Source organism: Candidatus Pelagibacter sp. Uisw_099_02, from assembly GCF_047727625.1.
Taxonomy (GTDB): Bacteria; Pseudomonadota; Alphaproteobacteria; order Pelagibacterales; family Pelagibacteraceae; genus Pelagibacter.
The window spans coordinates 829430-853682 of sequence record NZ_CP159822.1 but is presented as its reverse complement, the minus strand read 5'-3'; the positions used below and the strand labels follow the sequence as shown (position 1 = coordinate 853682).

The 24253-nt window shown below is 30.0% G+C and carries 25 protein-coding genes and 1 riboswitch; of the genes, 14 read left to right on the top strand and 11 right to left on the bottom strand.

From position 1 onward, the window contains the following. Positions 1-4 precede the first annotated feature (4 nt). Positions 5-424, top strand: a complete 420-nt coding sequence (locus tag ABXT47_RS04690; RefSeq protein WP_415307975.1) for a VOC family protein — start codon at positions 5-7, stop codon at positions 422-424. 2 nt (positions 425-426) lie between these two features. After that, positions 427-1200: a 3-methyl-2-oxobutanoate hydroxymethyltransferase gene (gene panB / locus ABXT47_RS04685; protein ID WP_415307974.1), complete on the top strand. Its 774-nt coding sequence runs from the start codon at positions 427-429 to the stop codon at positions 1198-1200. Position 1201: 1 nt separating this feature from the next. On the opposite strand, the gene ABXT47_RS04680 is transcribed toward panB, so the two are convergent. From ABXT47_RS04680 to ABXT47_RS04670, 3 genes are read right to left on the bottom strand one after another with little or no spacing between them, the layout of a single operon-like run. Next, positions 1202-1816: a YjbE family putative metal transport protein gene (locus ABXT47_RS04680; RefSeq protein WP_415307973.1), complete on the bottom strand. Its 615-nt coding sequence runs from the start codon at positions 1814-1816 to the stop codon at positions 1202-1204. A gap of 40 nt (positions 1817-1856) precedes the next feature. Continuing rightward, positions 1857-2348 carry a tetratricopeptide repeat protein gene (locus ABXT47_RS04675; protein WP_415307972.1) on the bottom strand — a complete coding sequence of 164 codons (492 nt, stop codon included), beginning with the start codon at positions 2346-2348 and terminating at the stop codon, positions 1857-1859. A gap of 4 nt (positions 2349-2352) precedes the next feature. Next, a complete protein-coding gene (locus ABXT47_RS04670; RefSeq protein WP_415307971.1) occupies positions 2353-3126 on the bottom strand; it encodes a 5-oxoprolinase subunit PxpA in 774 nt (257 codons plus the stop codon). 27 nt (positions 3127-3153) lie between these two features. On the opposite strand from ABXT47_RS04670, the gene ABXT47_RS04665 reads away from it, so the two are divergent. The 10 genes from ABXT47_RS04665 to ABXT47_RS04620 all read left to right on the top strand — a co-directional run bounded on the left by ABXT47_RS04665 (position 3154) and on the right by ABXT47_RS04620 (position 13957). Continuing rightward, positions 3154-3840: an allophanate hydrolase subunit 1 gene (locus tag ABXT47_RS04665; RefSeq protein ID WP_415307970.1), complete on the top strand. Its 687-nt coding sequence runs from the start codon at positions 3154-3156 to the stop codon at positions 3838-3840. Then, complete coding sequence (locus ABXT47_RS04660) at positions 3833-4786, top strand: biotin-dependent carboxyltransferase family protein (RefSeq protein WP_415307969.1); 954 nt, start codon at positions 3833-3835, stop codon at positions 4784-4786. Before ABXT47_RS04665 ends, ABXT47_RS04660 begins: the two co-directional genes overlap by 8 nt. Beyond that, a complete protein-coding gene (locus tag ABXT47_RS04655) occupies positions 4773-5666 on the top strand; it encodes a DMT family transporter (RefSeq protein WP_415307968.1) in 894 nt (297 codons plus the stop codon). The genes ABXT47_RS04660 and ABXT47_RS04655 overlap by 14 nt, the downstream gene beginning before the upstream one ends. Positions 5667-5690: 24 nt before the next feature. Further along, positions 5691-5780: riboswitch (glycine riboswitch) on the top strand. 77 nt (positions 5781-5857) lie between these two features. Then, the gene (gene gcvT, locus ABXT47_RS04650) at positions 5858-6964 is read left to right on the top strand and encodes a glycine cleavage system aminomethyltransferase GcvT (RefSeq protein ID WP_415307967.1); all 1107 of its coding nucleotides are present in this window, start codon (positions 5858-5860) and stop codon (positions 6962-6964) included. Beyond that, complete coding sequence (gene gcvH / locus ABXT47_RS04645; protein WP_271505016.1) at positions 6961-7341, top strand: glycine cleavage system protein GcvH; 381 nt, start codon at positions 6961-6963, stop codon at positions 7339-7341. The genes gcvT and gcvH overlap by 4 nt, the downstream gene beginning before the upstream one ends. Next, positions 7342-10200, top strand: a complete 2859-nt coding sequence (gene gcvP / locus ABXT47_RS04640) for an aminomethyl-transferring glycine dehydrogenase (protein WP_415307966.1) — start codon at positions 7342-7344, stop codon at positions 10198-10200. Positions 10201-10212: 12 nt separating this feature from the next. Beyond that, complete coding sequence (locus ABXT47_RS04635; RefSeq protein ID WP_415307965.1) at positions 10213-11457, top strand: NAD(P)/FAD-dependent oxidoreductase; 1245 nt, start codon at positions 10213-10215, stop codon at positions 11455-11457. After that, a complete protein-coding gene (locus ABXT47_RS04630; RefSeq protein ID WP_415307964.1) occupies positions 11450-12217 on the top strand; it encodes a DUF1365 domain-containing protein in 768 nt (255 codons plus the stop codon). Before ABXT47_RS04635 ends, ABXT47_RS04630 begins: the two co-directional genes overlap by 8 nt. Next, positions 12217-13395 carry a class I SAM-dependent methyltransferase gene (locus ABXT47_RS04625; RefSeq protein ID WP_415307963.1) on the top strand — a complete coding sequence of 393 codons (1179 nt, stop codon included), beginning with the start codon at positions 12217-12219 and terminating at the stop codon, positions 13393-13395. The genes ABXT47_RS04630 and ABXT47_RS04625 overlap by 1 nt, the downstream gene beginning before the upstream one ends. A 13-nt stretch (positions 13396-13408) precedes the next feature. Then, entirely contained in the window at positions 13409-13957 is a 549-nt protein-coding gene (locus tag ABXT47_RS04620) for a DUF3833 domain-containing protein (RefSeq protein ID WP_415307962.1), read from the top strand. Here ABXT47_RS04620 and ABXT47_RS04615 read toward each other — a convergent pair. Then, positions 13954-14715, bottom strand: coding sequence for an SDR family NAD(P)-dependent oxidoreductase (locus tag ABXT47_RS04615; protein WP_415307961.1), 762 nt, complete (start codon positions 14713-14715; stop codon positions 13954-13956). The two genes, ABXT47_RS04620 and ABXT47_RS04615, sit on opposite strands and share 4 nt — an antisense overlap. Beyond that, positions 14688-14852 carry a hypothetical protein gene (locus tag ABXT47_RS04610; RefSeq protein WP_415309374.1) on the bottom strand — a complete coding sequence of 55 codons (165 nt, stop codon included), beginning with the start codon at positions 14850-14852 and terminating at the stop codon, positions 14688-14690. The genes ABXT47_RS04615 and ABXT47_RS04610 overlap by 28 nt, the downstream gene beginning before the upstream one ends. On the opposite strand from ABXT47_RS04610, the gene ABXT47_RS04605 reads away from it, so the two are divergent. Together ABXT47_RS04605 and ABXT47_RS04600 are read left to right on the top strand one after the other, a co-directional pair. Next, a complete protein-coding gene (locus ABXT47_RS04605) occupies positions 14800-15204 on the top strand; it encodes a TspO/MBR family protein (protein ID WP_415309366.1) in 405 nt (134 codons plus the stop codon). The genes ABXT47_RS04610 and ABXT47_RS04605 overlap by 53 nt on opposite strands. 8 nt (positions 15205-15212) lie before the next feature. Further along, a complete protein-coding gene (locus ABXT47_RS04600; protein WP_415307960.1) occupies positions 15213-16316 on the top strand; it encodes an NAD(P)/FAD-dependent oxidoreductase in 1104 nt (367 codons plus the stop codon). Positions 16317-16319: 3 nt separating this feature from the next. Here the strand turns inward: ABXT47_RS04600 and ABXT47_RS04595 are convergent, their stop codons facing one another. The 6 genes from ABXT47_RS04595 to ABXT47_RS04570 all read right to left on the bottom strand — a co-directional run bounded on the left by ABXT47_RS04595 (position 16320) and on the right by ABXT47_RS04570 (position 24214). Further along, positions 16320-17795 carry a protein adenylyltransferase SelO gene (locus ABXT47_RS04595; protein ID WP_415307959.1) on the bottom strand — a complete coding sequence of 492 codons (1476 nt, stop codon included), beginning with the start codon at positions 17793-17795 and terminating at the stop codon, positions 16320-16322. Positions 17796-17849: 54 nt separating this feature from the next. Next, on the bottom strand, positions 17850-20618 hold the full coding sequence (gene fdhF, locus ABXT47_RS04590; RefSeq protein ID WP_415307958.1) for a formate dehydrogenase subunit alpha: 2769 nt from the start codon (positions 20616-20618) through the stop codon (positions 17850-17852). After that, positions 20618-22276 carry an NADH-ubiquinone oxidoreductase-F iron-sulfur binding region domain-containing protein gene (locus ABXT47_RS04585; RefSeq protein WP_415307957.1) on the bottom strand — a complete coding sequence of 553 codons (1659 nt, stop codon included), beginning with the start codon at positions 22274-22276 and terminating at the stop codon, positions 20618-20620. Before ABXT47_RS04585 ends, fdhF begins: the two co-directional genes overlap by 1 nt. A gap of 133 nt (positions 22277-22409) precedes the next feature. Then, the gene (gene fdhD, locus ABXT47_RS04580) at positions 22410-23243 is read right to left on the bottom strand and encodes a formate dehydrogenase accessory sulfurtransferase FdhD (RefSeq protein WP_415307956.1); all 834 of its coding nucleotides are present in this window, start codon (positions 23241-23243) and stop codon (positions 22410-22412) included. A 45-nt stretch (positions 23244-23288) separates the two neighbouring features. Further along, complete coding sequence (locus ABXT47_RS04575) at positions 23289-23774, bottom strand: HPP family protein (protein WP_415307955.1); 486 nt, start codon at positions 23772-23774, stop codon at positions 23289-23291. 29 nt (positions 23775-23803) lie between these two features. Further along, positions 23804-24214 carry an iron-sulfur cluster assembly scaffold protein gene (locus ABXT47_RS04570; protein WP_415307954.1) on the bottom strand — a complete coding sequence of 137 codons (411 nt, stop codon included), beginning with the start codon at positions 24212-24214 and terminating at the stop codon, positions 23804-23806. Between the last annotated feature and the right edge of the window lie 39 nt (positions 24215-24253).

Below are 24253 nucleotides of genomic sequence, written 5' to 3'. Positions count from 1 at the left end.
TATTATGAAATATTTACACACAATGATTAGAATTTCTGACGTAGATGAATCATTAAATTTTTATTGTAAAGGATTGGGTCTAGTTGAAACAAGAAGAGTAGAAAATGAACAAGGAAGATTTACTTTAATTTTTTTAACAGCTCCTGGTGATGAAAATGCTGAATTAGAACTTACCTATAATTGGGATGGTGACAAGTTAGGTGATGGATCGCGTAATTTTGGTCATTTGGCATACCTTGTAGAAAATATTTATAAAACATGCAAGAAGCTTCAGGATCTGGGTTATACAATTAATAGACCACCTAAAGACGGTCATATGGCTTTTGTGAGATCTCCTGATAATATTTCTATAGAAATATTACAAGAAGGAAATTTAGAAATTAAGGAACCTTGGGTATCAATGAAAAATAATGGTGTGTGGTAAAAATGAATTACAAGATTATTAATTTTATTAAAAAAAAAAATAAATCAAAAATTATAAGTCTTACTGCCTACTCTAAAAATGTAGCATCTATTATAGATAGTCATTGTGATCTCATATTGGTAGGTGACTCTCTAGGCTCTGTACTTTACAATTTTTCTTCTACAAAAAAAGTGACATTAGATATGATGATAGAACATTCTAAGAGTGTAAGAATGGGCGTTAAAAAAAGCTTAATGGTAGTCGACATGCCTCATAATACTTACAGAAGCCCAAAAGAAGCATTAAAAAACGCAAAAAAAATAATATCTAAAACAAAATGTGATGCCGTTAAACTTGAAGGCGGTAAAAAAATTATTCAAACAATTAAAATCTTAATAAAGAATAAAATTCCAGTCATGGGACATTTAGGACTGTTACCACAATCAGCAACAAGTTTTAGATTTAAAGGAAAAGAAACAACAGAAAGAAAAATTATTTTAAGAGATTCTAAACTTTTAGAAGAAGCTGGTGCATTCTCAATTGTTTTAGAGTGTATTGAAAGCTCTTTGGCGAAAGAAATCACAAAAACAATCAATATACCAACTATTGGAATAGGTGCTTCAGTATATTGTGATGGGCAAGTTTTAGTTACAGATGATCTTATAGGATTAAATAAAATAAAAGCTAGATTTGTTAAAAGATATTCTAATATTGAAAAACAAATTAATGATGCTGCACTAAAGTTTAAGAAAGATGTGGTTACAAGCAAGTTCCCTACTAAGAAACATTCATATTAAATTAAAAATATTGTTTAAATGTTTCGTTAATTGATAAAACACCATAATCATTTAATCCACCAATTATTAATTGTAGTGCCACAATTAAAATAAAACCTAAACCTACGTAGGCTATCCATAAGTTTTTTTGAATATAATTTGCTAAATAAGTAGCTAATGCTCCAGTTAATACAACAGACAAAACAAGACCAAATATCATAAAACCAAAATAACCTTTTGCAGCACCAACAACTCCAATAACATTATCAAAGCTTATCGTAATATCCGCGAATAAAACTTTATAAATACTTCTTACAAATGAAGGTTCCATTGATTTTTTTACAGGTGATTTAATCTTATTCTTCATTTCAACTAAATCTTTCCTTAAATCATTAACAATCCAAATTAGAAGTAGTCCACCTAAAATTTTGATATAATAAAATTCAAATAGGTAAGTAGCAAAAAGAGCAAAAATAATTTTAAAAACTAAAGCTCCAGCAACACCCCAGAGAATTATTTGTTTTCTATTTTTTGGTACAAAGTTAGCAGCAATTAATCCAATAATAATAGCGTTATCAGCAGCTAAGATGATATCTATAAAGATAATTTGGGTTAAAATTATGAATTCTTCAATCAAGATTTTTTATAGTATTAAATAATTATTTTTTATTCAACGTCTAATATTTAGACTTCTTTGTTCCATCAATAATTTCTTTTAGTTCCTCATATTCTTCACAGTTACAAGCTTTTAAAACTTCTAATCTTTCTTTAGCTAAATCTAATCGATTTGTAACCACGTAAAGCTCACCAAGGTATTCATTTATTCCTTTATGGTTAGGTTCAATTTGTAGACCTTGTAGATAAAATTCTTCACCCTTTGAGTAATCTCCAAGTTTTCTAGTAGTAAACCCTAGATAATTTAAAGTATCTGCCTGTAGTGGTTTTTTCTCATTAGATCTTAAAAGAAGCTTTTGTGCTTTTGTATATCTTTTTAGTGCTTTTTCAGTTTTACCTTTTTTTTCATATTTCTTTGCTGTTTCAATTAAATTTTTTGCTTTTGTATAGTTTGAAACTTTAGATGCAGAATCACTATCATTGCTTGTCCCAGCTGAAAATGAATTATTAGTAAGTGCTATAATTATTAGTAAAGTATAAATAAGTTTTTTCATTTTTTTAATTAAATTTATTCATTTTGTTTAAAGGTTTTAATTCTAAGCCATTATTAACTAAATTATCCCTGATAGATTTTGCCGTCACTAATGAACTTTCATTATCACCATGTATACAAACTGAGTCTATCTCACAAGGTATCTGTTTACCACTGAGACAATTTATTGCCTGATTTTTAACCATATTTAATACATGTTTCTTTGATAACTCAGGGTCAGTGATTAAAGCATTTGGTTTAGTTCTAGAAATTAAATTTCCATTATCTTCATAATTTCTATCTGCAAAAATTTCACAAGCTATTCTCAAGCTATTTTTCTTGGCAGCAACTTCCATTAGTGAACCAGTTGGGACAAGATAAATAATATCTTTATTAATTTCTTTAATAGCTAGTGCTAGAGTTGTGGCTAGTTCTAAGTTTTCACAAGCCATGTTATTGAGTGCCCCATGTGGTTTAATATGAGTTACATTTTCATTATATTTTTGAGCTATCTTTTGTAATATTTCATATTGCTCGAAAATTAGTTTTTTTATTTCTAAAGAATTTAAATTAATTCTTTTTCTTCCAAAGTTTTCAGGATCGTTAAAAGAAGGGTGTGCACCCAAACTAACACCATTTTTTTTTGAAATTTGAATAACCATATCCATTGTTTGCTCATCTCCTGCATGGTAGCCACATGCAATGTTGGCAGAATTTACAATATTAAGTAATTCTGGATCATTCTTGACAGAATGAAACTTAGATTTTTCTCCTAAATCACAATTGATATTAATTTCCATACTCTTTAGTCTGGAGTATAACATGGCATGGTTAAAAATATATCAAATCTTGGTGATTCAGCAGTATATTGTGATTTTGGCTCAGAGGTTAATGAAAAAATAAATGCATGTGTCATAGATTATTTTCACCATATATCTAAATTAATAAAAGATAAAAAAATTGAAGGAATAACTAACTTAACACCCTCTTATAATAAATTAATCATTAGTTTTGATTTGACTATAACCAACTATATAAAAATTAAAAATTTTATAGAAGGTTTAGCTATTAATAGAGATATTAAAAATGATAATCAAAAAATTAAAATCCCAGTTTGTTGTGATGATGAGTATGGACTCGATTTTTTGAGGCTAATTGAAAAATTAAATATAGATAAAGATGAAATATTAGAACTATATTTTGGCAAAGAATATTTTTGTTACATGACAGGTTTTATTGCTGGAATGCCTTTTTTAGGAGATCTTAATGAAACTCTTAGGTGTGATCGATTGGAAACACCAAGGTTAAAGATGCCTAAAGGATCGGTAGGAATAACAGAACAATTTGCAAACATTTATACTTTTGAAAGTCCTGGTGGTTGGAACATTATTGGTAACACCCCAATGAAAATTTTTGATGATAAAAATTTAGCTCAACCAGCTCTAGTTAATCCAGGCGATAAAGTAAGTTTTTATCAAATAACAAAAGAAGAATATTTAAATTGGAATGAATAAAGCGTATTTTGAAATTTTAAGGGCAGGAATTAACACTACTATTCAAGACAAAGGTAGAAATCACTTATATCATGTTGGTATTGCCGTAAGTGGTGCAATAGACCAAAGAAATTACACATTATCAAATAGACTAGTTGAAAATCAATTAAATGAGCCTGTAGTAGAGTTTGCATACCAAGGCCCTCTTTTAAAGTTAAAGAACGGAAAAATAAATTTTGCAATATCTGGAGATATTTTTTTTAAGATTATTAGAAAGAATTTAGAGGTTGAAGAAGGTGAGTGTTACAAAAGTTATATATTAGCTGAAGAGGATCAAATAGATATAATATCAACCAAAAATTCTACGTATGGATATCTAGCTGTTAACGGTGGCTTTAATCTAGAAAAAACTTGGGACAGTTATTCTATAAACACTAAAGCAAATATTGGGCCTAACGGTGGAAAAAAATATTCTTTAGACGATAAAATTTTTATTAAAAAAATTGATATTAAAGGACCAATAAACAAAAAAATAAATTATGATTATTCTACTGATAATATCATTAGAATTATTAAAGGTACAAATTTTGACTATTTTTCAAACGATGCAATAAATAAATTTTTTAATGAAGATTTTTTAATCACAAACCTTGTTGATAGAATGGGCATAAGATTAAAAGGTCCTAAATTAGAAAATATAGTAAGCACCAATATAAAATCAGAAGGTCTAGTTAGAGGTGTTATTCAAGTACCAGCTGATGGCAATCCAATAATAATGTTGTCTGATCACGGAACAGTTGGAGGATATCCAAAGATTGGAGTAGTTATTGCTGCTGATCTTGATTTAGTAGGGCAATTAACGCCCGGAAAAAAAATAAATTTTAAAGAAGTAAGTCTTGAAGAAGCTCAAAATATATTTAAAGCATACACAGAAGATACAGATAAATATTTAAATGAATGTAATTAATAAAATTCCTGGTCCATTGCTTATTTTTATGGGAGCTTTAAGTTTAAGTTTTGGGGGGCTTATTGTAAAAAAATTTGAAGGTTCTACTGAGTGGCAAATTCTTTTTTGGAGATCTTTATTTTTTACACTTACTGTTTTAACCTTTCTAATAATTACCTATAAAAAGAAAACTTTAAGCTCTTTCTATAAGTCAGGATTACCAGGTTTTTTTGGGGGTATTGTATTATCATTTGGATTTTGTGGTTATGTTTATGCAATGTCAAACACATCAGTTGCTAATACCAATTTTATAATATCATTACAGATTTTATTTCTTGCAATTTTTGGTTACTTATTTTTAAAAGAAAAAATTTCAACAATCACTTTAGTTTCAATAATATTAGCAATAACAGGAGTTACTTTAATGGTTGGTAATGATCTAAGACCAGGTAATCTTTCAGGAAATTTAGCTGCATTTACAATGCCAATCACCTTTGCAGTCTTAATCATGATTGTAAGAAAATTTCCTACAGTAGACATGATTCCTGCTCAATTTGTTGCCGGAGTAAGTTCATGTTTAATTGGGTTAAGTGTATGTGTTTATTATTCACATAATTTAATTGTTTCACCTAATGATATATTTTTAGGTTTTTTAGCAGGCTTTTTTCAAGTTGGTTTTGGATTTATATTCATTACGATTGGTGCACGTAGCACGCCCTCTGCAATGGTTGGAGTAATTATGCTATCTGAATCAGTTTTAGGGCCAGTTTGGGCTTTTTTATTTGCAGGTGAACGAGCATCATTATTTACGTTAATTGGAGGTGCAATTATTTTATTTGCTGTTTTGCTTCAATTTTCGTCGTTGCTTTTATCTGATAAAAAAGAAAAAATTATTAATTGACTCTGACATACATCTGGTAGATTATTCTTAAATACGGGAGAGACTACAAACTATCGTAGCGCCGAAGGAGCAACCACCCAGGAATCTCTCAGGCAAAAGGACCGTAACATATTAACTCTGGAAAGAGATTAAGTTCTCGCCGAAGGAATAAAACTCTCAGGCAAACATACAGATGGGTACAGTGAGTTAATATGAAAAATATAAAAACAGCACTTTACAATTTACATCAAAAGCATGGAGCTAAATTTGTTCCATTTGCTGGTTACCAAATGCCAATTCAATATTCTACAGGAATTATTGAGGAACATAAAAGTACAAGAGAGAATGCAGGTATTTTTGATGTGTCACATATGGGCCAGTTATTCATTAAAGGAGACAACACATTAGCAAAAAATCTTGAAAAAATTTTTCCAGCTGAATTGAGCAATGCTAAATTAAATCGGTCAAAATATAGTTTTTTAATGAATGAAGAAGCGGGAATTTATGATGATTTAATTATAACAAAAGTTGAAGGTGGTTTTAACATTGTATTAAATGCTGCTTGTAAGAATACAGATTTTAAACTTTTATCTAAATTATTAGAAAATAAGTATGAAATGATTTTAAGTGAAGAGCTATCTCTTATAGCAATACAGGGGCCAAAAGCAGTCCAAATATTAGAAAAGATAATCAATGGAGTGTCAGATTTAGAATTTATGAACGGTGATACATTTAATTATCTTAAAGAAAATATTTATATTACAAGATCAGGCTATACAGGTGAAGATGGATTTGAGATATCGATAAAAAATGATGATGCAGAAGTGTTTGTTCAAAAACTCATAGATGAAGGGGCCAGTTTAATTGGGTTAGGTGCTAGGGATACTTTGAGATTAGAGGCGGGGCTTTGTTTGTATGGTCATGACATGGATATCGATAAAAGCCCAGTAGAAGCTAATTTAAAATGGGCAATATCAAAGAATAGAATTCTTGAGGGTGGATTTATTGGATGTGAAAAAATTAAATCTCAAATTGAGAAAGGGGTAAGCAAGATCCGTGTAGGTATTAAGCCAGAAGGTAGAATTATAGCTAGAGAAAAAACCTCAATATTTAGTGAAGATAATAAAAATATTGGGGAAATTACAAGTGGAACTTTCGGACCGAGTGTTCAGGCCCCAGTTGCCATGGGTTACGTAGAAAATTCATTTTCTAAAATTGATACTAAGGTTTTTTTAGAAGTGAGAGGAAAAAAATATCCAGCAATTATAAGTAATTTGCCATTTTATAAAAAAAGTTATGTGAAAGGAGCTAGCAAATGAGTGAAGTAAAGTATTCAAAAGAACATGAGTGGATAAAATTAGATGGAGATACTGCTGTTATAGGAATCACACAACATGCAACCGAAATGCTAGGTGATATTGTTTTTGTAGAGCTACCAGAGATAGGGTCCTCTGTTGTTAAAGATGGTAATGCAGGAGTTGTAGAATCAACAAAAGCTGCAAGTGATATTTATACTCCTGTATCTGGAGAAATTATCGAAAACAATCAAGCAATTGTTGATGATCCTGCAAAGGTTAATAATGATCCAGAAAATGATGCATGGTTTTTTAAATTAAAAATTACTGATAAGTCTGAAATGGATTCATTAATGAATAAAGAAGAATACGAAAAATTTTCAAAAGAAAGTGGTAGTTAAATGTTAAAAAATGCTCAAAAAGATTTTATACAAAGACATATAGGTCCATCAGTTGATGAACAAAATGTTATGCTTAAAGAATTAGGCTATAAAAGTCTTGATGATTTAATAAAAGACACTGTACCAGAAAAAATCCTTCTTAAAGATGACTTAGATATTGGAGATCCAAACTCTGAATATAAAGCACTTAGAAAACTAAAAGATATAGCTAAAAAAAATAAAGTTTATTCTAGCTTTATAGGAATGGGGTATTACGGAACTTATACACCATATGTAATACTTAGAAATATTTTAGAAAATCCAGGATGGTACACTTCTTATACTCCTTACCAGCCAGAAGTAGCACAAGGTAGATTGGAAATGTTATTAAACTTTCAACAAATGATAATTGATTTTACAGGAATGGATATTGCTAATGCCTCTCTTTTAGATGAAGGAACAGCAGCTGCAGAAGCTATGGGATTAAGCTATAGAATATCTAAGTCTGAATCTAAAAAAGTTTTTGTTTCAAAAAATTGTCACCCTCAAACTATCGATGTTATTAAAACAAGAGCTGAACCTTTAGGTTTAGAAATAATAGTTGGTGACGAAGATAGAGATATTAAAGAAGATATTATATGTGGTATTATTCAATACCCTGGCACCCTTGGAGATATAAAAGACCCAAGTGAGGCTATTAGCAAAATACATAAACATAATGGAAAAGCAGTTCTTGCATGTGATTTGTTAGCACTTGCTAAACTAAAAACACCTGCTGAGTTAGGTGCTGATATTGCAGTTGGTAGTTCACAACGTTTTGGAATTCCAATGGGTTATGGTGGTCCACACGCAGCATTTTTTGCTACAAAAGATGAGTATAAAAGATCAATGCCAGGTAGAATAGTAGGTGTTTCAGTAGATAAGTATGGAAAAAAAGCATACAGACTTGCACTTCAAACAAGAGAGCAGCATATAAGAAGAGATAAGGCTACGAGTAATATTTGTACTGCACAAGCATTATTAGCAATAGTCTCTGCAGCTTATGCTGTCTATCACGGTCCACAAGGTATTAAAAAGATTGCAGAAAGTGTTTCTCAACTGACTAAAAATTTTGCAGATAAACTAAAACAATCTGGTTATGAACTTTATTCAAATAACTTTTTTGATACGGTAACAATAAAAACTCTAGATAAAACAGAGAAGATATACAAAAATGCTTTAGATCAAGGAGTAAATATCAGAAAAGTTAATTCCGAAATGTTAGCAGTATCTTTTGATGAAAGAAAAAATCTTTATAGAGCAAATCAGCTATTAAAAATTTTTAATTGCTCAGAAACAATTAAAGAATCTATGAATGAAAGTTTATCTAATATTCCAAAAAGCTTATTAAGAACTTCAACTTATTTAGATCATCCAGTTTTTAATAGATACCATTCAGAAACAGAAATGCTACGTTATCTAAAAAAATTAGAAGATTCTGACATTGCCCTAAATAAATCCATGATTGCTTTAGGATCGTGCACTATGAAACTTAATGCAGTTTCAGAAATGATACCAGTTACCTGGAAAGAATTTTCACAGCCACATCCTTTTTCTCCAGTTGAACAAATGGATGGTTATAGGGAATTATTTACAGATTTAAAAAACTGGCTAAGGTCAATTACTGGGTTTTCTGGAGTTTCATTACAACCAAATGCTGGGGCTCAAGGTGAGTTTGCTGGTTTAATGGTAATACGTAAATTTCATGAAAAAAATAATGAAACAAATCGTAATGTTTGTTTAATTCCAAGCTCTGCACATGGCACAAATCCAGCAAGTGCTCAAATGGTTGGTATGAAAGTAGTTGTTGTGAAATGCGATCAATTTGGAAACGTAGACTATGAAGATTTAAAAAATAAAGCTGAAGAACATTCGGAAAATTTAGCTGCTCTTATGGTTACTTACCCTTCAACACATGGCGTTTTTGAGGAAAAAATAACTGATATTTGTGAATTAATTCATAATCATGGTGGGCAAGTTTACATGGACGGAGCAAACTTAAATGCGTTAGTCGGAATTGCAAAACCAGGAAATTTTGGACCAGATGTTTGTCATATAAATTTACATAAAACGTTTTGTATACCACACGGTGGTGGAGGACCTGGCATGGGACCAATAGCATGTAAAAAGCATTTAGAAATATTTTTACCAAAGCATTCTGTAATTAAAGATTGTGGTCCGGTCACGGGAATGGGAGCAGTATCTGCAGCACCTTGGGGCAGCTCAAGTATTTTATCAATTTCATGGATGTATATAAAAATGATGGGTTCTGAAGGTTTAAGAAAAGCATCACAAGTTGCAATACTAAATGCAAATTACATTGCACATAAATTAAAAGATTCTTTTCCAATTTTATATAAGGGTAAAAGTGGCAATGTAGCTCATGAATGTATCATTGATATTAGAACGATAAAAAGTGAAACAGGGATCACAGAGGAAGATATTGCAAAGCGATTGATTGATTTTGGTTATCATGCTCCAACAATGTCTTGGCCTGTTGCTGGTACAATGATGATTGAACCTACGGAAAGTGAAAGTTTGAGTGAAATTGACAAGTTTTGTTCTACTCTTATAAAGATAAAACAAGAAATAGATAAAATTCAGTCTGGTGAATATGACAAGACTGACAACCCATTGAAGAATGCGCCACATACTCACGTTGAATTAACATCCAATAAGTGGGATCATAAGTATGAAAGAGAAGAGGCCGCTTATCCTTCAGAGTTTTTAAGAACAAATAAATATTGGCCTCCAGTTGGTAGAGTAGATAATGTTTATGGAGATAAAAACTTGTTTTGCACTTGTCCGTCTATGGAAGAGTACGAAGACACAGCAGCTTAAATATTTACCAAGATGAAAATTGCTGTAGTAGGTGCAGGTATATCAGGATTGAGTGCTGCTTATTACCTATCCAAAAAACATAAGGTCGATTTATTTGAAAAAGAAAATCAGTTTGGTGGTCATGCAAATACAATAAAAGTTGCTTACAAAGCTAATAAAGAAATTCCAATAGATATTGGATTTATGGTTTTTAACAAGCAAACATATCCAAATTTGATTAATTTTTTTTTAGAGAATAAAATAGAAATTGAAAAAAGTGATATGTCATTTTCTGTTACCATAGAAAATAGTGGCTTAGAGTATTGTGGAAAAGGATTAGGTGGAATTTTTTCCAATAAAAAAAACTTATTTAATCTAAAATTCATCAAAATGTTTTTTGAAATTTTAAGTTTTTATAAAAACTGTGAAAAAATAGAAATTCAAAAAATTAAATCAATAACATTAGGGGAATACTTAAAAGAAATAAAAATTTCAGATTATTTTATTAATTATCATATTATACCAATGGTATCTGCAATATGGTCGATGCCACCATATGAAGCAAAACAAATGCCATTATCATTTTTTTTAAGTTTTTTTAAGAATCATGGATTATTTAAAATTAAAGATAGACCTCAATGGTTTACGGTTGCAAATAGGAGCAAAACTTATGTTGATAAAATAATAGGCCAAGTTAGTGGAGAGCATTTTAAGAATTACAATATAAATAAAATTATCAGAAATGATTTAGGTGTTAAAATTTTTTATGGGGAGGAAAATGAGTTCTTTGATTATGATAAAGTTGTAATAGCAACCCATGCAGATGAAGCATTAAAGATAATTGATAATCCAACACTAGACGAGGAGACTATATTAAAGAAATTTAAATATAGAGCAAACACTGCAGTAATACATTTTGATGAAAGTGTTATGCCTAAAAATAAAAAAGCATGGTGTGCTTGGAATTCTTCAATGGATTCAACTAATAATGAAAAGACAGCTGTAACATATTGGATAAATCAGTTGCAAAATTTAAAGATAGATAGAGATATTTTTTTAACAATAAATCCATTTAAAGAAATTCCAAATAATAAGACATTTAAAAAGGTAGCATTTACTCACCCTTATTACGATACAGAAGCATTAACCAATCAAAATAATCTATATAAAATTCAAAATAAAAAAAATATTTTATTTTGTGGCAGCTATTTTGGTTATGGTTTTCACGAGGATGGAATAAAGTCGTCTATTGATATGTTAAAAACACTGAATGATTAAAAATTCTTATATTTACACAGGAAATGTAATTCATAAAAGATTTAAGCCCAAAATTCATAGCTTTAACTATAGTGTATTTTCACTACTTATAGATTTATCAGAAATAAACCTATTACACAAAACACTAAAGATATTTTCATATAATAAATTAAATATCATTAGTTTCTTTGATAAAGACCATGGGGCAAGAGATGGAAGTTCTCTTAAGGACTGGGTTTTAGATAATCTTAAAAAAAATAATATTGATACTAATGATGTTCAAATAAAACTTTTATGCTACCCAAGAATATTTGGTTATGTGTTTAACCCGCTAAGTGTTTTTTATATATATGACAAAAATTCTGATTTAATATGTATTTTATATGAAGTTAAGAACACATTTGGTGAACAACATGTTTATGTGTTTAAAACTGAAAAAGACCAAAATCTGATTCAACATGTGTGTAAGAAAAAATTTCATGTATCACCATTTATTGAGATGAATTGTATTTATTTTTTTAGGCTTTTAAAGCCTGGTAATAAAATATCTGTAATAATTGACCTGAATGATCCAGCCGGTAAAGTATTATATGCTTCACAGGATGGTATTAAAAGTGAATTGAATAATAGAAATCTACTTAAATCTTACTTAAAACATCCATTAATGACATTCAAAATCATTCTAGCGATACATTATGAGGCATTTAAATTATGGACAAAAGGAATTAAATTTATAAAAAAAAAAATAAAGATTAAGAATAATATTACTATCGAAAACTAATGTTAATTTATAAAATTTCAGACTTGATCGTGTTTAATGCGTTAAAAAGTATTAAGTATGGTTTTCTTGAAATTAAAAAAGTAAATGGTGAAGTTTTAAAATTTGGCAACCCTGATGAAACTTTAAAAGTTTTTTTAGAAATTAAAGATGAAAGTCTCAATTATAATTTGATTAAAAATGGAAGTATTGGTTTAGGAGAATCCTATATGAAAGATTTTTTTACAACAAATAATCTTTCTGATTTGATTGAGTTAACAGCAAAGAATATAAAAACCATTTATAAATTTTCTGGAATATTCGATTTGCCTTTTATCAATTTTATTAAAAATAAAATTATAAAAAATACTAAAAATAGGAGTAAAGAAAATATTGCTAAGCATTATGATTTAGGTAATGACTTTTTTTCATTATGGCTTGATAAAACTTTAACTTATTCCAGCGCTATATTTGAAAGCCCCAAACAAGAACTTTTTGAAGCTCAGAACAATAAATATCAAAAACTAATAGATCTAATAAAGCCTACAAATGGTAATAAAATTTTAGAAATTGGTTGTGGTTGGGGTGGTTTTGCTGAGTATTTAGGTACTAATTATGATGTCAAATTAGATTGTATTACTATTTCCAAAAAACAATTTGAATTTGCTAAAGAGAGAATTCATCGATGTGGGCTTAATGAAAAAGTAAATATTCAAATTAAAGATTATAGAGATTTAAAAGATAAATATGATCATATTGCATCAATAGAAATGATTGAGGCTGTAGGCCAAAACTATTTAGACAGTTATTTTAATACGATTAAAAATAATCTTTCACCATCAGGTACGGTGGGTATTCAAGCCATAACTATCGATGATAGTTTATTTAATAGATATAAAAATAAAAAAGACTTTATACAACAGTATATTTTCCCAGGTGGCTTTTTGCCTTCAAAAGGTGAATTACAAAATTATGTAGATAAAAATGGATTAAAATTTAGTGAGTATAATTCATATGCCAACCATTACTCTGAGACTTTGATTATTTGGAGAGAAATATTTAATAAAAAATGGGACTTAATTAAAAAACAAGGCTTTGATTTAAAATTTAAAAGAATGTGGGAATTTTATCTTTCATATTGTGAAGCCGGTTTTAAATCAAAAAATATAGACTTAATTCAATTTTCACTGCAAAACAAATAACAATAGGAGCGACATGATAAACTTTAAAACCATTAGATTAACTGTGTTAATAATTTCTTTATTCTTTACAGCAAGTTGTATAAACAATAATTCTATGAAGCCAACAGATTTCAAAAATACTGAACCAACTATGACTATAGAACAATACTTTAATGGTCCGGTTAAAGCATGGGGTCTATTACAAGACCGTAGTGGTAAGGTTACTAGACAGTTTAAAGCAGATATGACAGGTAGTTTTGAAGGAGATATTTTAACTCTTAAAGAAGATTTTTATTGGACAGACGGAGAAAAACAAAATCGAATATGGAAAATCAAAAAGATTGATCAAAATTATTACGAAGGTACTGCCCCTGATGTCGTGGGTACAGCTAAAGGTTATCAATATGGATCAGCTTTTAAATTTGAATATGATTTAATGGTCCCATTTAAAGGAAAGAATATTAAAGTTTCTTTTGATGATTGGATTTTTAAACAAGATGAAGATGTTGCAATTAATCGTGCCACACTTACAAAGTTTGGATTTAAAGTGGGTGAATTGACAGTTTTCTTTAAAAAAAATTAATAATCAATCTTCTTCATACCTCTGGCAACTAGCTTAAAATATAAACTGCTAGGTAGCATTTGAAGAAATTTTAAAAAATATGTAAAAGCTTTTGGAAAATGTATTTCAAATCCTTTTTTAATTGTTAATCCTTTAAAAATTTCATCTGCAGCAAATTCTGGAGTTTTGATCATGGGCATTGGAAAATCATTTTGATCAGTCATAGGTGTTTTTATGAAACCGGGGCTGATTAACGAAACACGCACATTCTTCATTCTCATATCAAAGTTTAAGCTTTCAGCAAAGCTGGTAAGTGCTGATTTTGAAGCACAATATGCACCAGCAGCAGGTAATCCACGGTAGCCTGCAACAGAAGAAATTATAGATATTTGGCCATTTTTTTTTTCGGAGAAATAATCATAGATTGAATTAATTGAATTCATTGTTCCAAAATAATTAACTTCCATTATTTCTCTTATCTTATCTAAATTAAATCTTTTTTCTGATTTTGGATCATGCATACCCGTACCAAACACACATATATCAATATTATTAAATTGTTTGATTATATTTTTTGCAACTAATTTACATGAATCAATTTCAGTAACATCTAAAGGAAAAGGAATAATACTTTGATTAATTTTTTTAAGTTCATTTAATAAATTTTCTCGTCTTGCAGATGCAGCAACCAACCACCCATTTTCTGCAAATTTGATTGCAAGAGCTTTACCAATTCCACTACTTGCACCAGTTATCCAAATAACTTTTTTTTTCTCCATATTCTATTGTATAATAGAAATATGTTAAAAAACAAATTCTTATCTTTTTTACTATTTGCTCTTGTTACTTTTTCTGCATCAGCAATAGGTGGCTTAGCTACTGTTGGTTTTAAAGAGCCATGGTATTCTTTAATCATTAAACCCTCGTTTAATCCACCAGATTGGATTTTTGCACCAGTTTGGACTACGCTTTATTTTTTTATGACAATTGCTATCTGGAAATTTTGGCATAGTAAAAACAGAGATATGAACACTATTTATATCTACTTTATTCATTTAATTTTTAATACAACTTGGAGTATAGTTTTTTTTGTTTTTCATAAAATTGTTTTAGCTCTAATTGTACTAGTAATTTTAATATTATTGATAATCATTCTCATAATTAGATTTAGGCGTGTCAACTTGTATAGTTATTATCTAATGATTCCTTATTTACTTTGGTGTCTCTTTGCATTACTGATAAATGTAAGTTTAATCATATTAAATTAAAATAAATTATGGATGATGTTGTAATAGTTGGTGGTGGAATAATAGGGACTGCTACAGCGTATTTTTTATCTAAAGATGGTAGAAAAGTTAAAGTTATAGAAAGAGACCCAACTTATAAAACAGCTTCTTTTCCATTATCACTTGGTGGATTTAGAAGGCAGTTTTTTCAAAAAGAAAATATTTTATTAGGAAAATTTGCAAGAGAATTTATTTTTCAGATTCCAGAACTATTAAAAACTGAAAAAAATCCAAACCCTACAGCAAGCATGGTTACAAACGGCTACTTATTAATGTTTGGTCCAGAGCATGCTGAGGAACAATATAAAGCTTTAAAAAATCATGAAGCTTGTGATGCTGGAACTAAAAACATCAAAGGTTCTGAACTATCAAAAATATTTCCTTATATAAACAGTGAGGGTATTGAAACAGCAACTTATACAGACAACCAAAGTGAAGGATGGATTGATCCTTTCATGTTTCATAGCGCCTTAAAGAGTAAGGCAATTGAATTAGGTGCAGAATTTATTAAAGGTGAAGTGAAAAGCATCTCTGATATTAAAGCTAAAACAATTATATCTGCTGCAGGATGTTGGACTAAAGAATTATTAAAGGATATCCCTGTAGTTCCTCAAAAACATACAGTTTTTAGAGTTAAATGTCCTAAATATATTAAAGAAATGCCGTTAACAGGGGACTTAACAACAGGAGTTTACTGGAGACCTGAAGGTGGAGAATATTTGGCAGGTTCACCTAACTCAGTATTTGATGCTACTGATTTAGAACCAGCTTGGAATGATTTTGAAGAATTAGTATGGCCTGCATTAGCACAAAGAATTCCTGCTTTTGAAGAATTAAAATTAACTGGTGGATGGGCTGGTTATTATGATTGCAACAAATTGGATAATAATGCAGTGGTCGGCAAACACCCTAAATATGAAAATGTATATATGGCTTCAGGATTTACAGGCAGAGGATTAATGCAAGCCCCTGGAATAGGAAGAGCATTAACTGAATTAATTTCTACAGGATCTTATCAAACGATTGATATAAGTGACTTTTCTGTTGAAAGAGTTCTTGATAATAATGCAAGACCCGAACCTTACGTTCTCTAAGGGTTAAGTTCCACAAAATGTTTGATAAGCTTTATCACTAGACGGTGCAGGAGACTGAAAATCAGTAATACTATTTTGATTTTCATATGGTTTTTTTAAAATAGCCAATAATTTATTCATAACTTCTAAATCACCATTGTTTGCAGCAGTTAAAGCTTCTTCCACTTTATGATTTCTTGGAATAATTATTGGATTTACTGAATGCATTAGTTTTATGTACTTTTCCTGACTATTATTATTTAATTTTAATCGACTTTCCCATTTTTCTTTCCAAATAAGAAAGTTTTTATCTTTATAAACTTCATTATCAGAAAACTTTTCATTCATTAAAAAACAAAAAGTATTAGTGTAATCAACTTTATTTTTGTGCATCCACCCTAGAAGTTCCACAATTAAAATTTGATCATTTGTATCTTCACCAAATAATCCTAATTTATCACGCATCATATTAAGCCATTTTTCTTCATAAATTCTGTCAAATGTATCAATTACTTCAGTTGCAATTTCTATAGCCTTATCTTTGTTGTCGTCTATGAGTGTTATGATGCACTCTGCAAACCTTGCCAAGTTCCATTTAATAATTTTTGGTTGATTTGAGAATGAATATCTTGCTTGTTGATCAATCGAACTAAAAACTGTATCCGGATTATAAGCATCCATAAAAGCACAGGGACCATAATCAATTGTTTCACCACAAATTGATACGTTATCAGTGTTCATCACTCCATGAATGAAACCAATACGCATCCAGTCAATAACTAAATTAATTTGAACATTCATTATTGTTTTTAATAAATCTAAAGCTTGGTTTTTAGAATTCTTTATATTGGGATAGTGTCGATTGATTACATAATTAAATAAAACTTTTAAATTTTGTTCCTTTTGAGTGGCTGTAATATATTGAAAAGTTCCAACACGGATATGACTAGCAGCAATTCTAGTTAATATAGCACCTGGTAAATGTGTTTCTCTAATTACATTTTCTCCGGTTTTAACAACTGCTAAACTTCTAGTCGTTGCCACTCCTAATTTATGCATTGCTTCACTAATGATATATTCTCTAAGCATTGGACTAAGTGCTGCTCGTCCATCACCACTTCTCGAAAAAGGTGTTTTTCCAGAACCTTTAAATTGAATATCATACCTATCACCATTTTTTGATACGTGTTCACCCATAAGAACAGCCCGTCCATCACCTAACATTGTAAAATGCCCAAATTGATGCCCTGCATATGCTTGCGCAATCGTCTCTGACCCAGTTGGCAATAAATTTCCAGAGAATAGTTGAGATAAATTCTCTTCTTTAATATTTGTAAAATCTAAATCTAAATCTTTTGAGAGATCTTTATTTAAAATTATAATTTCTGGAGATTTTACTGGGATAGGGACTTGTTTTACTAAAAAATCATTGGGTAGTTTTGCATATGTGTTATCAAATGACCAACCTGCCTTATCAATATCTATATTTGAATTAGTCATTTTTAAAATTATAAACTTTATAATTTTTTAAAGCACGTATTAAAATACTAGTAATTATGAAAGTTCTGCTTGATTATCTTTAGGTTCAACAACAGTTTTAAATTGATTGGATATTTTTTGAATTTCTACAGAAGAAACTTTGTATTCTGCACACATCGTCTCTTCATCTTTTCCATGACCAGTTACCATGTTAACCATATGTTCTGGGAAGTGGAATGTTGTAAATACAATTCCTTCTTTAACTTTATCTGTTACTTCTACTTTTAAAGCTACTTCACCTCTGCCAGAATAAAGTCTACCAATATCACCAGTATTTAATTCTCTTTTTTTAGCATCATTAGGGTGAACTAGTAATAAATCTTCAGAAACTATATTAATATTTTTAGTACGTCTTGTCATAGTAGCAGCATTATAATGTTGAAGAACTCTACTAGTTGTTAAAATTAATGGATAATCTTTTTTATTCTCAGCTATCTCATTAGATTCTTTCCAATCAAAATTTTTAAGTTGTCCTTTTCCTAATTTAAATGTTTCTTGGTGTAAAATTTGAGTATCTGTTCCATCTTCTTGAACTGGCCATTGTAATCCCATTTTACCAAGTCTTTCCCTTGTTACCCCTTTAAAGAAAGGAACTACATCAGCTATTTCTGCAAGAACTTGATCTGCGTCATATTCAGGTTGATCAAAACCTAATTTTTGCATCATGTCTGTTACAATTGTTCCATCTGTTTTAGTGCCAGGCAAAGGAGGTACGGCTCGATTTACTCTTTGAATTCTTCTTTCTGTATTTGTAAAAGTTCCATTTTTTTCTAAGAAAGTTGTTCCAGGCAATACTACTGTTGCAAGTTTTGCTGTCTCACTCATAAAAATTTCTTGCACAACTAATAACTCAAGTGAATTCATGGCATCTATTACGTGGGCACTATTAGGATCTGTTTGAACAATGTCTTCTCCAATAATCCAAACAGCTTTCACATCTTTATTAATTGCCCCATCAAACATTTCTGGAATTTTTAATCCCTGTTTTGTTGGATGAACGACTCCATATTTTTCAGTGTAGAAATTTTGAACTTTTTCATCAGCCACTTCAAAGTATCCAGCTCCTTGATGAGGCTGGCACCCCATATCAGCAGCACCTTGGACATTATTTTGTCCTCTCAATGGATTAACACCAACTCCTCTTCTACCAATATTTCCAGTAATCATTGCAAGATCAGCAATTAACATTACTGTTTTAGATCCTTGCTCTTGTTCTGTAACACCTAAACCATGGAATTCCATAGAGTTTTTTGCTGTTGCATAAGCAATTGCAGCTTCTTTAACTAACTGTTTGTCAACACCAGCAACTTTCGCTAAATGATCCATATCTTGTCTCTCAATTTCCTTAATGAAATTTGCAAAACCCTCAGTTCTATCTCTAACAAAATCTTTGTCATAAAGGTTTGCTTTTAATATAAAATGCAACATCATATTCAAAATAGCAACATTTGTTCCTGGTCTAAGTTTAATATGATAATCAGCAAGTTTAGCAAGCTCAGTAGTAATTGGATCTAATACAATTAATTTTTTACCCTTCATTACTTGTTGCTTAATTTTAGCACCAGTAACTGGGTGAGCATTTGTTGGATTTGCTCCAATAACCATAAATAAATCTGCATGGTAAATATCTTCTGTAGAATTTGTAGCCGCTCCAGTTCCAAATGTTTGTTGCATTCCCCACGCAGTAGGTGAATGACAAATTCTTGCACAACAATCAATATTATTAGTTCCTATTGCTGCTCTAATCATTTTTTGGAAAACATAATTTTCTTCATTAGTACATCTTGCTGAAGAAATACCAGCAACTGCATCTGGTCCATTAGCTTTAGTAATTCTATTTAATTCTTTTTTAATAAAATCATATGCCTCATCCCATGATGCTTCTTCAAATTTTCCATTCCTTTTAATTAAAGGAGTTTTTAATCTATCGGGATGATCATAAAATCCAAAAGCATATCTTCCTTTAATACAAGTGTGACCTGCGTTAACTTCAGATTCTTTAGGAGTAGAAATTGCAACAACTTTATTATCTTTAATTGATGCCTCTAGATTACAACCAACTCCACAATAAGAACAAGTCGTTCTTACTTTTTCATCAACAGCAACTGATTTAGATTGATATACATCTGAGATGGCATCTGTTGGGCAAGTGTGTGCACAAGCTCCACAAGATACACAAGACGAGTCCCCAAATAATGCATCATTATCTGTTGTAATCTTAGACTCAAATCCTCTACCACTCATTGTTAAAACAAAAGAACCTTGAATTTCATCACAAGCTCTGACACATCTTCCACAATTAATGCAGTTATCTAAATTCATTCTCATGTAATCATGAGAGGTGTCTCTTGGAATACCTTTGTGTTGTTTTGGTACATTATATCTATGATCTGATATGCCTAAATCATTAGCAACATCTTGAAGTTCACAGTTATTATTAACCTCACAAGTTCCACATTCCATTGGATGGTCGGTTAAAACTAGTTCAACAATATTTTTTCTTAAAGCAGTTAAATTTTCATTGTTTGTAAAAATATGTTGGTTTTCACCAACTGGTGTATGACATGAGGCTACAACTTTAGTTGGACCATCTTTAACTAAAGCAACCTCAACCGAACAAACTCTACAAGCTCCATAAGGTGCTAGGTTTGGATCATTACATAAAGCAGGAACTTTTTTTTCACCAAGATAGCTTTCTACAAATTTTAAAACAGAAGTATGGTTAGGACCAATTTCATAGGGCTTACCATCTATATATGCAATTTTTCTTTTTTCTGAGCTCATTAATTATCTTTCACCATATCATCCTTCATTTCATCACCAAAATATTTTAATATATTCATGATTGGAGTAGGTATTGCACCACATAATGCACATAAACAGCCTTTTTTCATCGTTATTAGCAGCTCATTTAATAGCTTTAGTGGAATTTTAGCAGTTTTATTCTTAGCTTGATCAAACATTTCCTTTCCCCTGTAAGATCCAAGTCTACCTGGGAAGCATTTTCCACATGATTCTTCAGCTGTGAACTCAAATAAATGATGAATATATTCGACCATTGGAAAGTCTTTTGGAATACTTACTATACTTGCGTGCCCCAGCATGAAACCAGCAGCAGTAAATTCTTGAAAATCTAGATTTAATTTTTCTACCTCAGAAATTGGAATAACCCCGCCTAATGGTCCACCAATTTGTAATGCCTTAATAGGTTCTTTAAAACCACCACCAATATCATTTAAAACCTTTTTCATTGGAGTTCCCATTTCAACTTCATAAACACCTGGATTATTAAAAAAACTATCAAAACAAACTAATTTTGTACCTGCAGATTTTTTATTTCCAATTGCAGCAAATTTTTCTGCCCCATTAATAAGTATACCAGTAGCAGCTGCTAAAGTTTCAACATTATTAACAACTGTTGGTTTTTTATAAAGTCCTTCAGTAACAGGGAAGGGAGGTCGGACATCAACTTCTGCTCTTCTTCCTTCAATTGAGGCTATTAAAGCTGTTTCTTCTCCACATATGTATGCTCCTTGTCCTATACAAATATTTAGATCAAAAGAAAAATTTGTTCCAAGAATATTTTCTCCTAATAATCCTTCTTCTTTCAAAGAATTGATAGCCCCATTTATTGCTTCAATAGATTTTGGATATTCTCCTCTAATATATAAAACACCCTCGTCACTTCCAATAACATAACCACAGATGATCATTCCAAATAAAACTTTTAATGGCTGATCTTCTAATAAATATCTATCGGAGAAGGCACCAGAGTCACCTTCATCTGCATTGCATATAACGTATTTTTTTTCAGAGGGGGCTTTTCTACAAAAATCCCATTTCATTCCAGCTGGAAAACCAGCACCACCTCTACCAGTTAAATTTGAGTCTAGTAATGATTTTATAATTTCTTGTTTGTCTGTATTTATAAACTTACTTAAGACATCTTTAAATTGATCTAAATTTGAAAGCTTATCATCCATTAAAAAACTTGTTGCAGCAAAACTTTTTGAAAAAAATTTTTCCTGTTCAATTTTATTACCTTTAATTATTTCATCAATTTTATCAATATCATTGCCAGCATAATTTTCACCATCATAATGAAAGGCTTTATTTTCATAACAGTGACCAAGACAAAACATTTCACCAACCTTGTCGTCACCCAATTTTTCTTTTAATTTTTTCTTTAAAGGCTCTTGTGTTCCAGAACACATACAAGCACTTCCATTACAAACAAAGGCTTTTTTGGCTCTGTGAGCTGGTCTTAGAAATTCATAAAAACTCTCAGCACCATGAATAGTGGAAACTCCCATGTGGTATTCATTGGCTATTTCTTTAATACCAGTTGAATCTTTAGAGTTTAATGATCTTTCAGAAATCTTTTCAAAAAGATTTTTTTTTAGACCAATTCTACCAGATAGATTACTTATATTTTTTGACAATTTACAATTTACCCCCTGTTAATGCTTAAATATTTATTACAATTATTATAAAAATTCTAGAAGTTTAAAATGAATTTAATAATATTTAATATTATTAAATAATATATATAAAAAAAATACTGACCTCAAATATCTATTTAATTCTTTCACTACTACTATAAATATTGAAGCTATCTTTTTTCACAAAACCAACCAATGTCATATCAAATCTATTTGCTAAATCTATAGCAAGACTTGTTGGCGCACCCACTCCTATAAGCACACCTATGTTTGCCATTAGAGCCTTTTGAACGAGGTCAAAATTAAGCCTCCCAGAACAGGTCAAAAATTGAGAATTTGTGTTAAGTAATTTCTGATCAAGAGTATGACCTATTAATTTATCTAAAGCATTATGTCTTCCAACATCTTCCTTGATAGCTACAATGTCACCCTTAGCCGTAAATAACCCACTTGCATGAATTCCTCCAGTTTTAGAAAATTCTGACTGATTTTGCCGAAGTTTATCTGGTGATGTCATAATAGTTTCTTTTGTAATTTTTGGAATGGATTTTAAGATTTTATCCTTTTTAATAATTTCTAAGGAATCTAAGGAAGTTTTTCCACAAACACCACAAGAAGAGTTTGTTAAAAAATTTCTTTTTATTTTATCAATATCAATATTTTCAAAATTATTAATCGTTACAGTAATTTTATTTTTAATACCATATTGATCAGTAGGTCTTCCACTGTGTTCAATTTTTTCTATATATTCAATTTTTTCAACTACCCTCTCATTAAAAAGAAATCCTCTTACTAAATCTTCATCATCACCAGGCGTTCTCATCGTAATAGAGATAGTATTTTCATTCCAATTTTCTTTATCTTTATATTTGAGTATTATTTCAAGTGGTTCTTCAATGGATATTTGATCATTAACCTCTTTTGAATTATTAGATCTAAATTTTATAACTTTATAATTAGAATTCATTTAGCCAGTATATTTAAACTGGTTAAATTTGAAACAGTGAAAAGATTAGCTTTTCCAACTACTTGGGTAGTTTTTCTTTAAAATGAAACGATTTAAAATAATTGCATAAACAATTATTATTATAGAACCAAGAATAATCGGGTTTAATAAAAAATCATATGAAACTGCACTAAGTATTATAACAATAGGATTTCCGCCTGCAGGTGGGTGAGTTACACCAAGTAGTATCATTACAAAAATACCAAGACCTACTGCAATGGCTATTTGTAAAAACTGATCAATGGGTAGAAATTTTAAAATTAATACACCAACTATAGATGTTACTAAGTGTCCAAAAAAAACATTTTTGGGTTGGGCAAAAGAACTTTCTGGATACCCAAAAAGTAGAACCATAGAAGATCCAAATGACCCAGCTAAAAATAACCCATAAGGAGTTTCAAAACTTAAGAATGAAAGAGTTCCAATTGTAATTATTGAAAATATTAAAGCATAAAGAGCTCTATTAAAGTTTTCTTTTATTGTATTTATCATATATTTTTATCTTTACTATTAGTATTGCTTTAAAGCTTTAGGGCTTTTGAAAGAGTTTTAAATGGAAGCAATAAACACTCTTTTCTAGAAATGTTTTTTGAATTCATTATTTTTTTAAAATCTTTTAAATCTTTTATATTATTTTTTTTTAATTGATCAAAATTTTCATCAAAGAAAAGCTCAGCTTTTGAGACAAAATCTGAAATTTTTTCTATTGGTGCTTGTATAACCCATCTTGAAAGCAAACTGACAGAGGCCTGACAGTACACGCAGGACTTACATTGATACCCCATGTCTTGAACAATATTATCTTTAACTATCAAACTAATTTCCATTTCATCACCACATAATGGGTTTTTATTCTTTGATTGATGTGTATGATTTTTAACCACTTTGTGGTTTTTGGTATTAGATGCGATTTCTAAAATTTTTAAGTCCATTATAATTCTTTAATTAAGAGATTAATGTTTTATATTTTG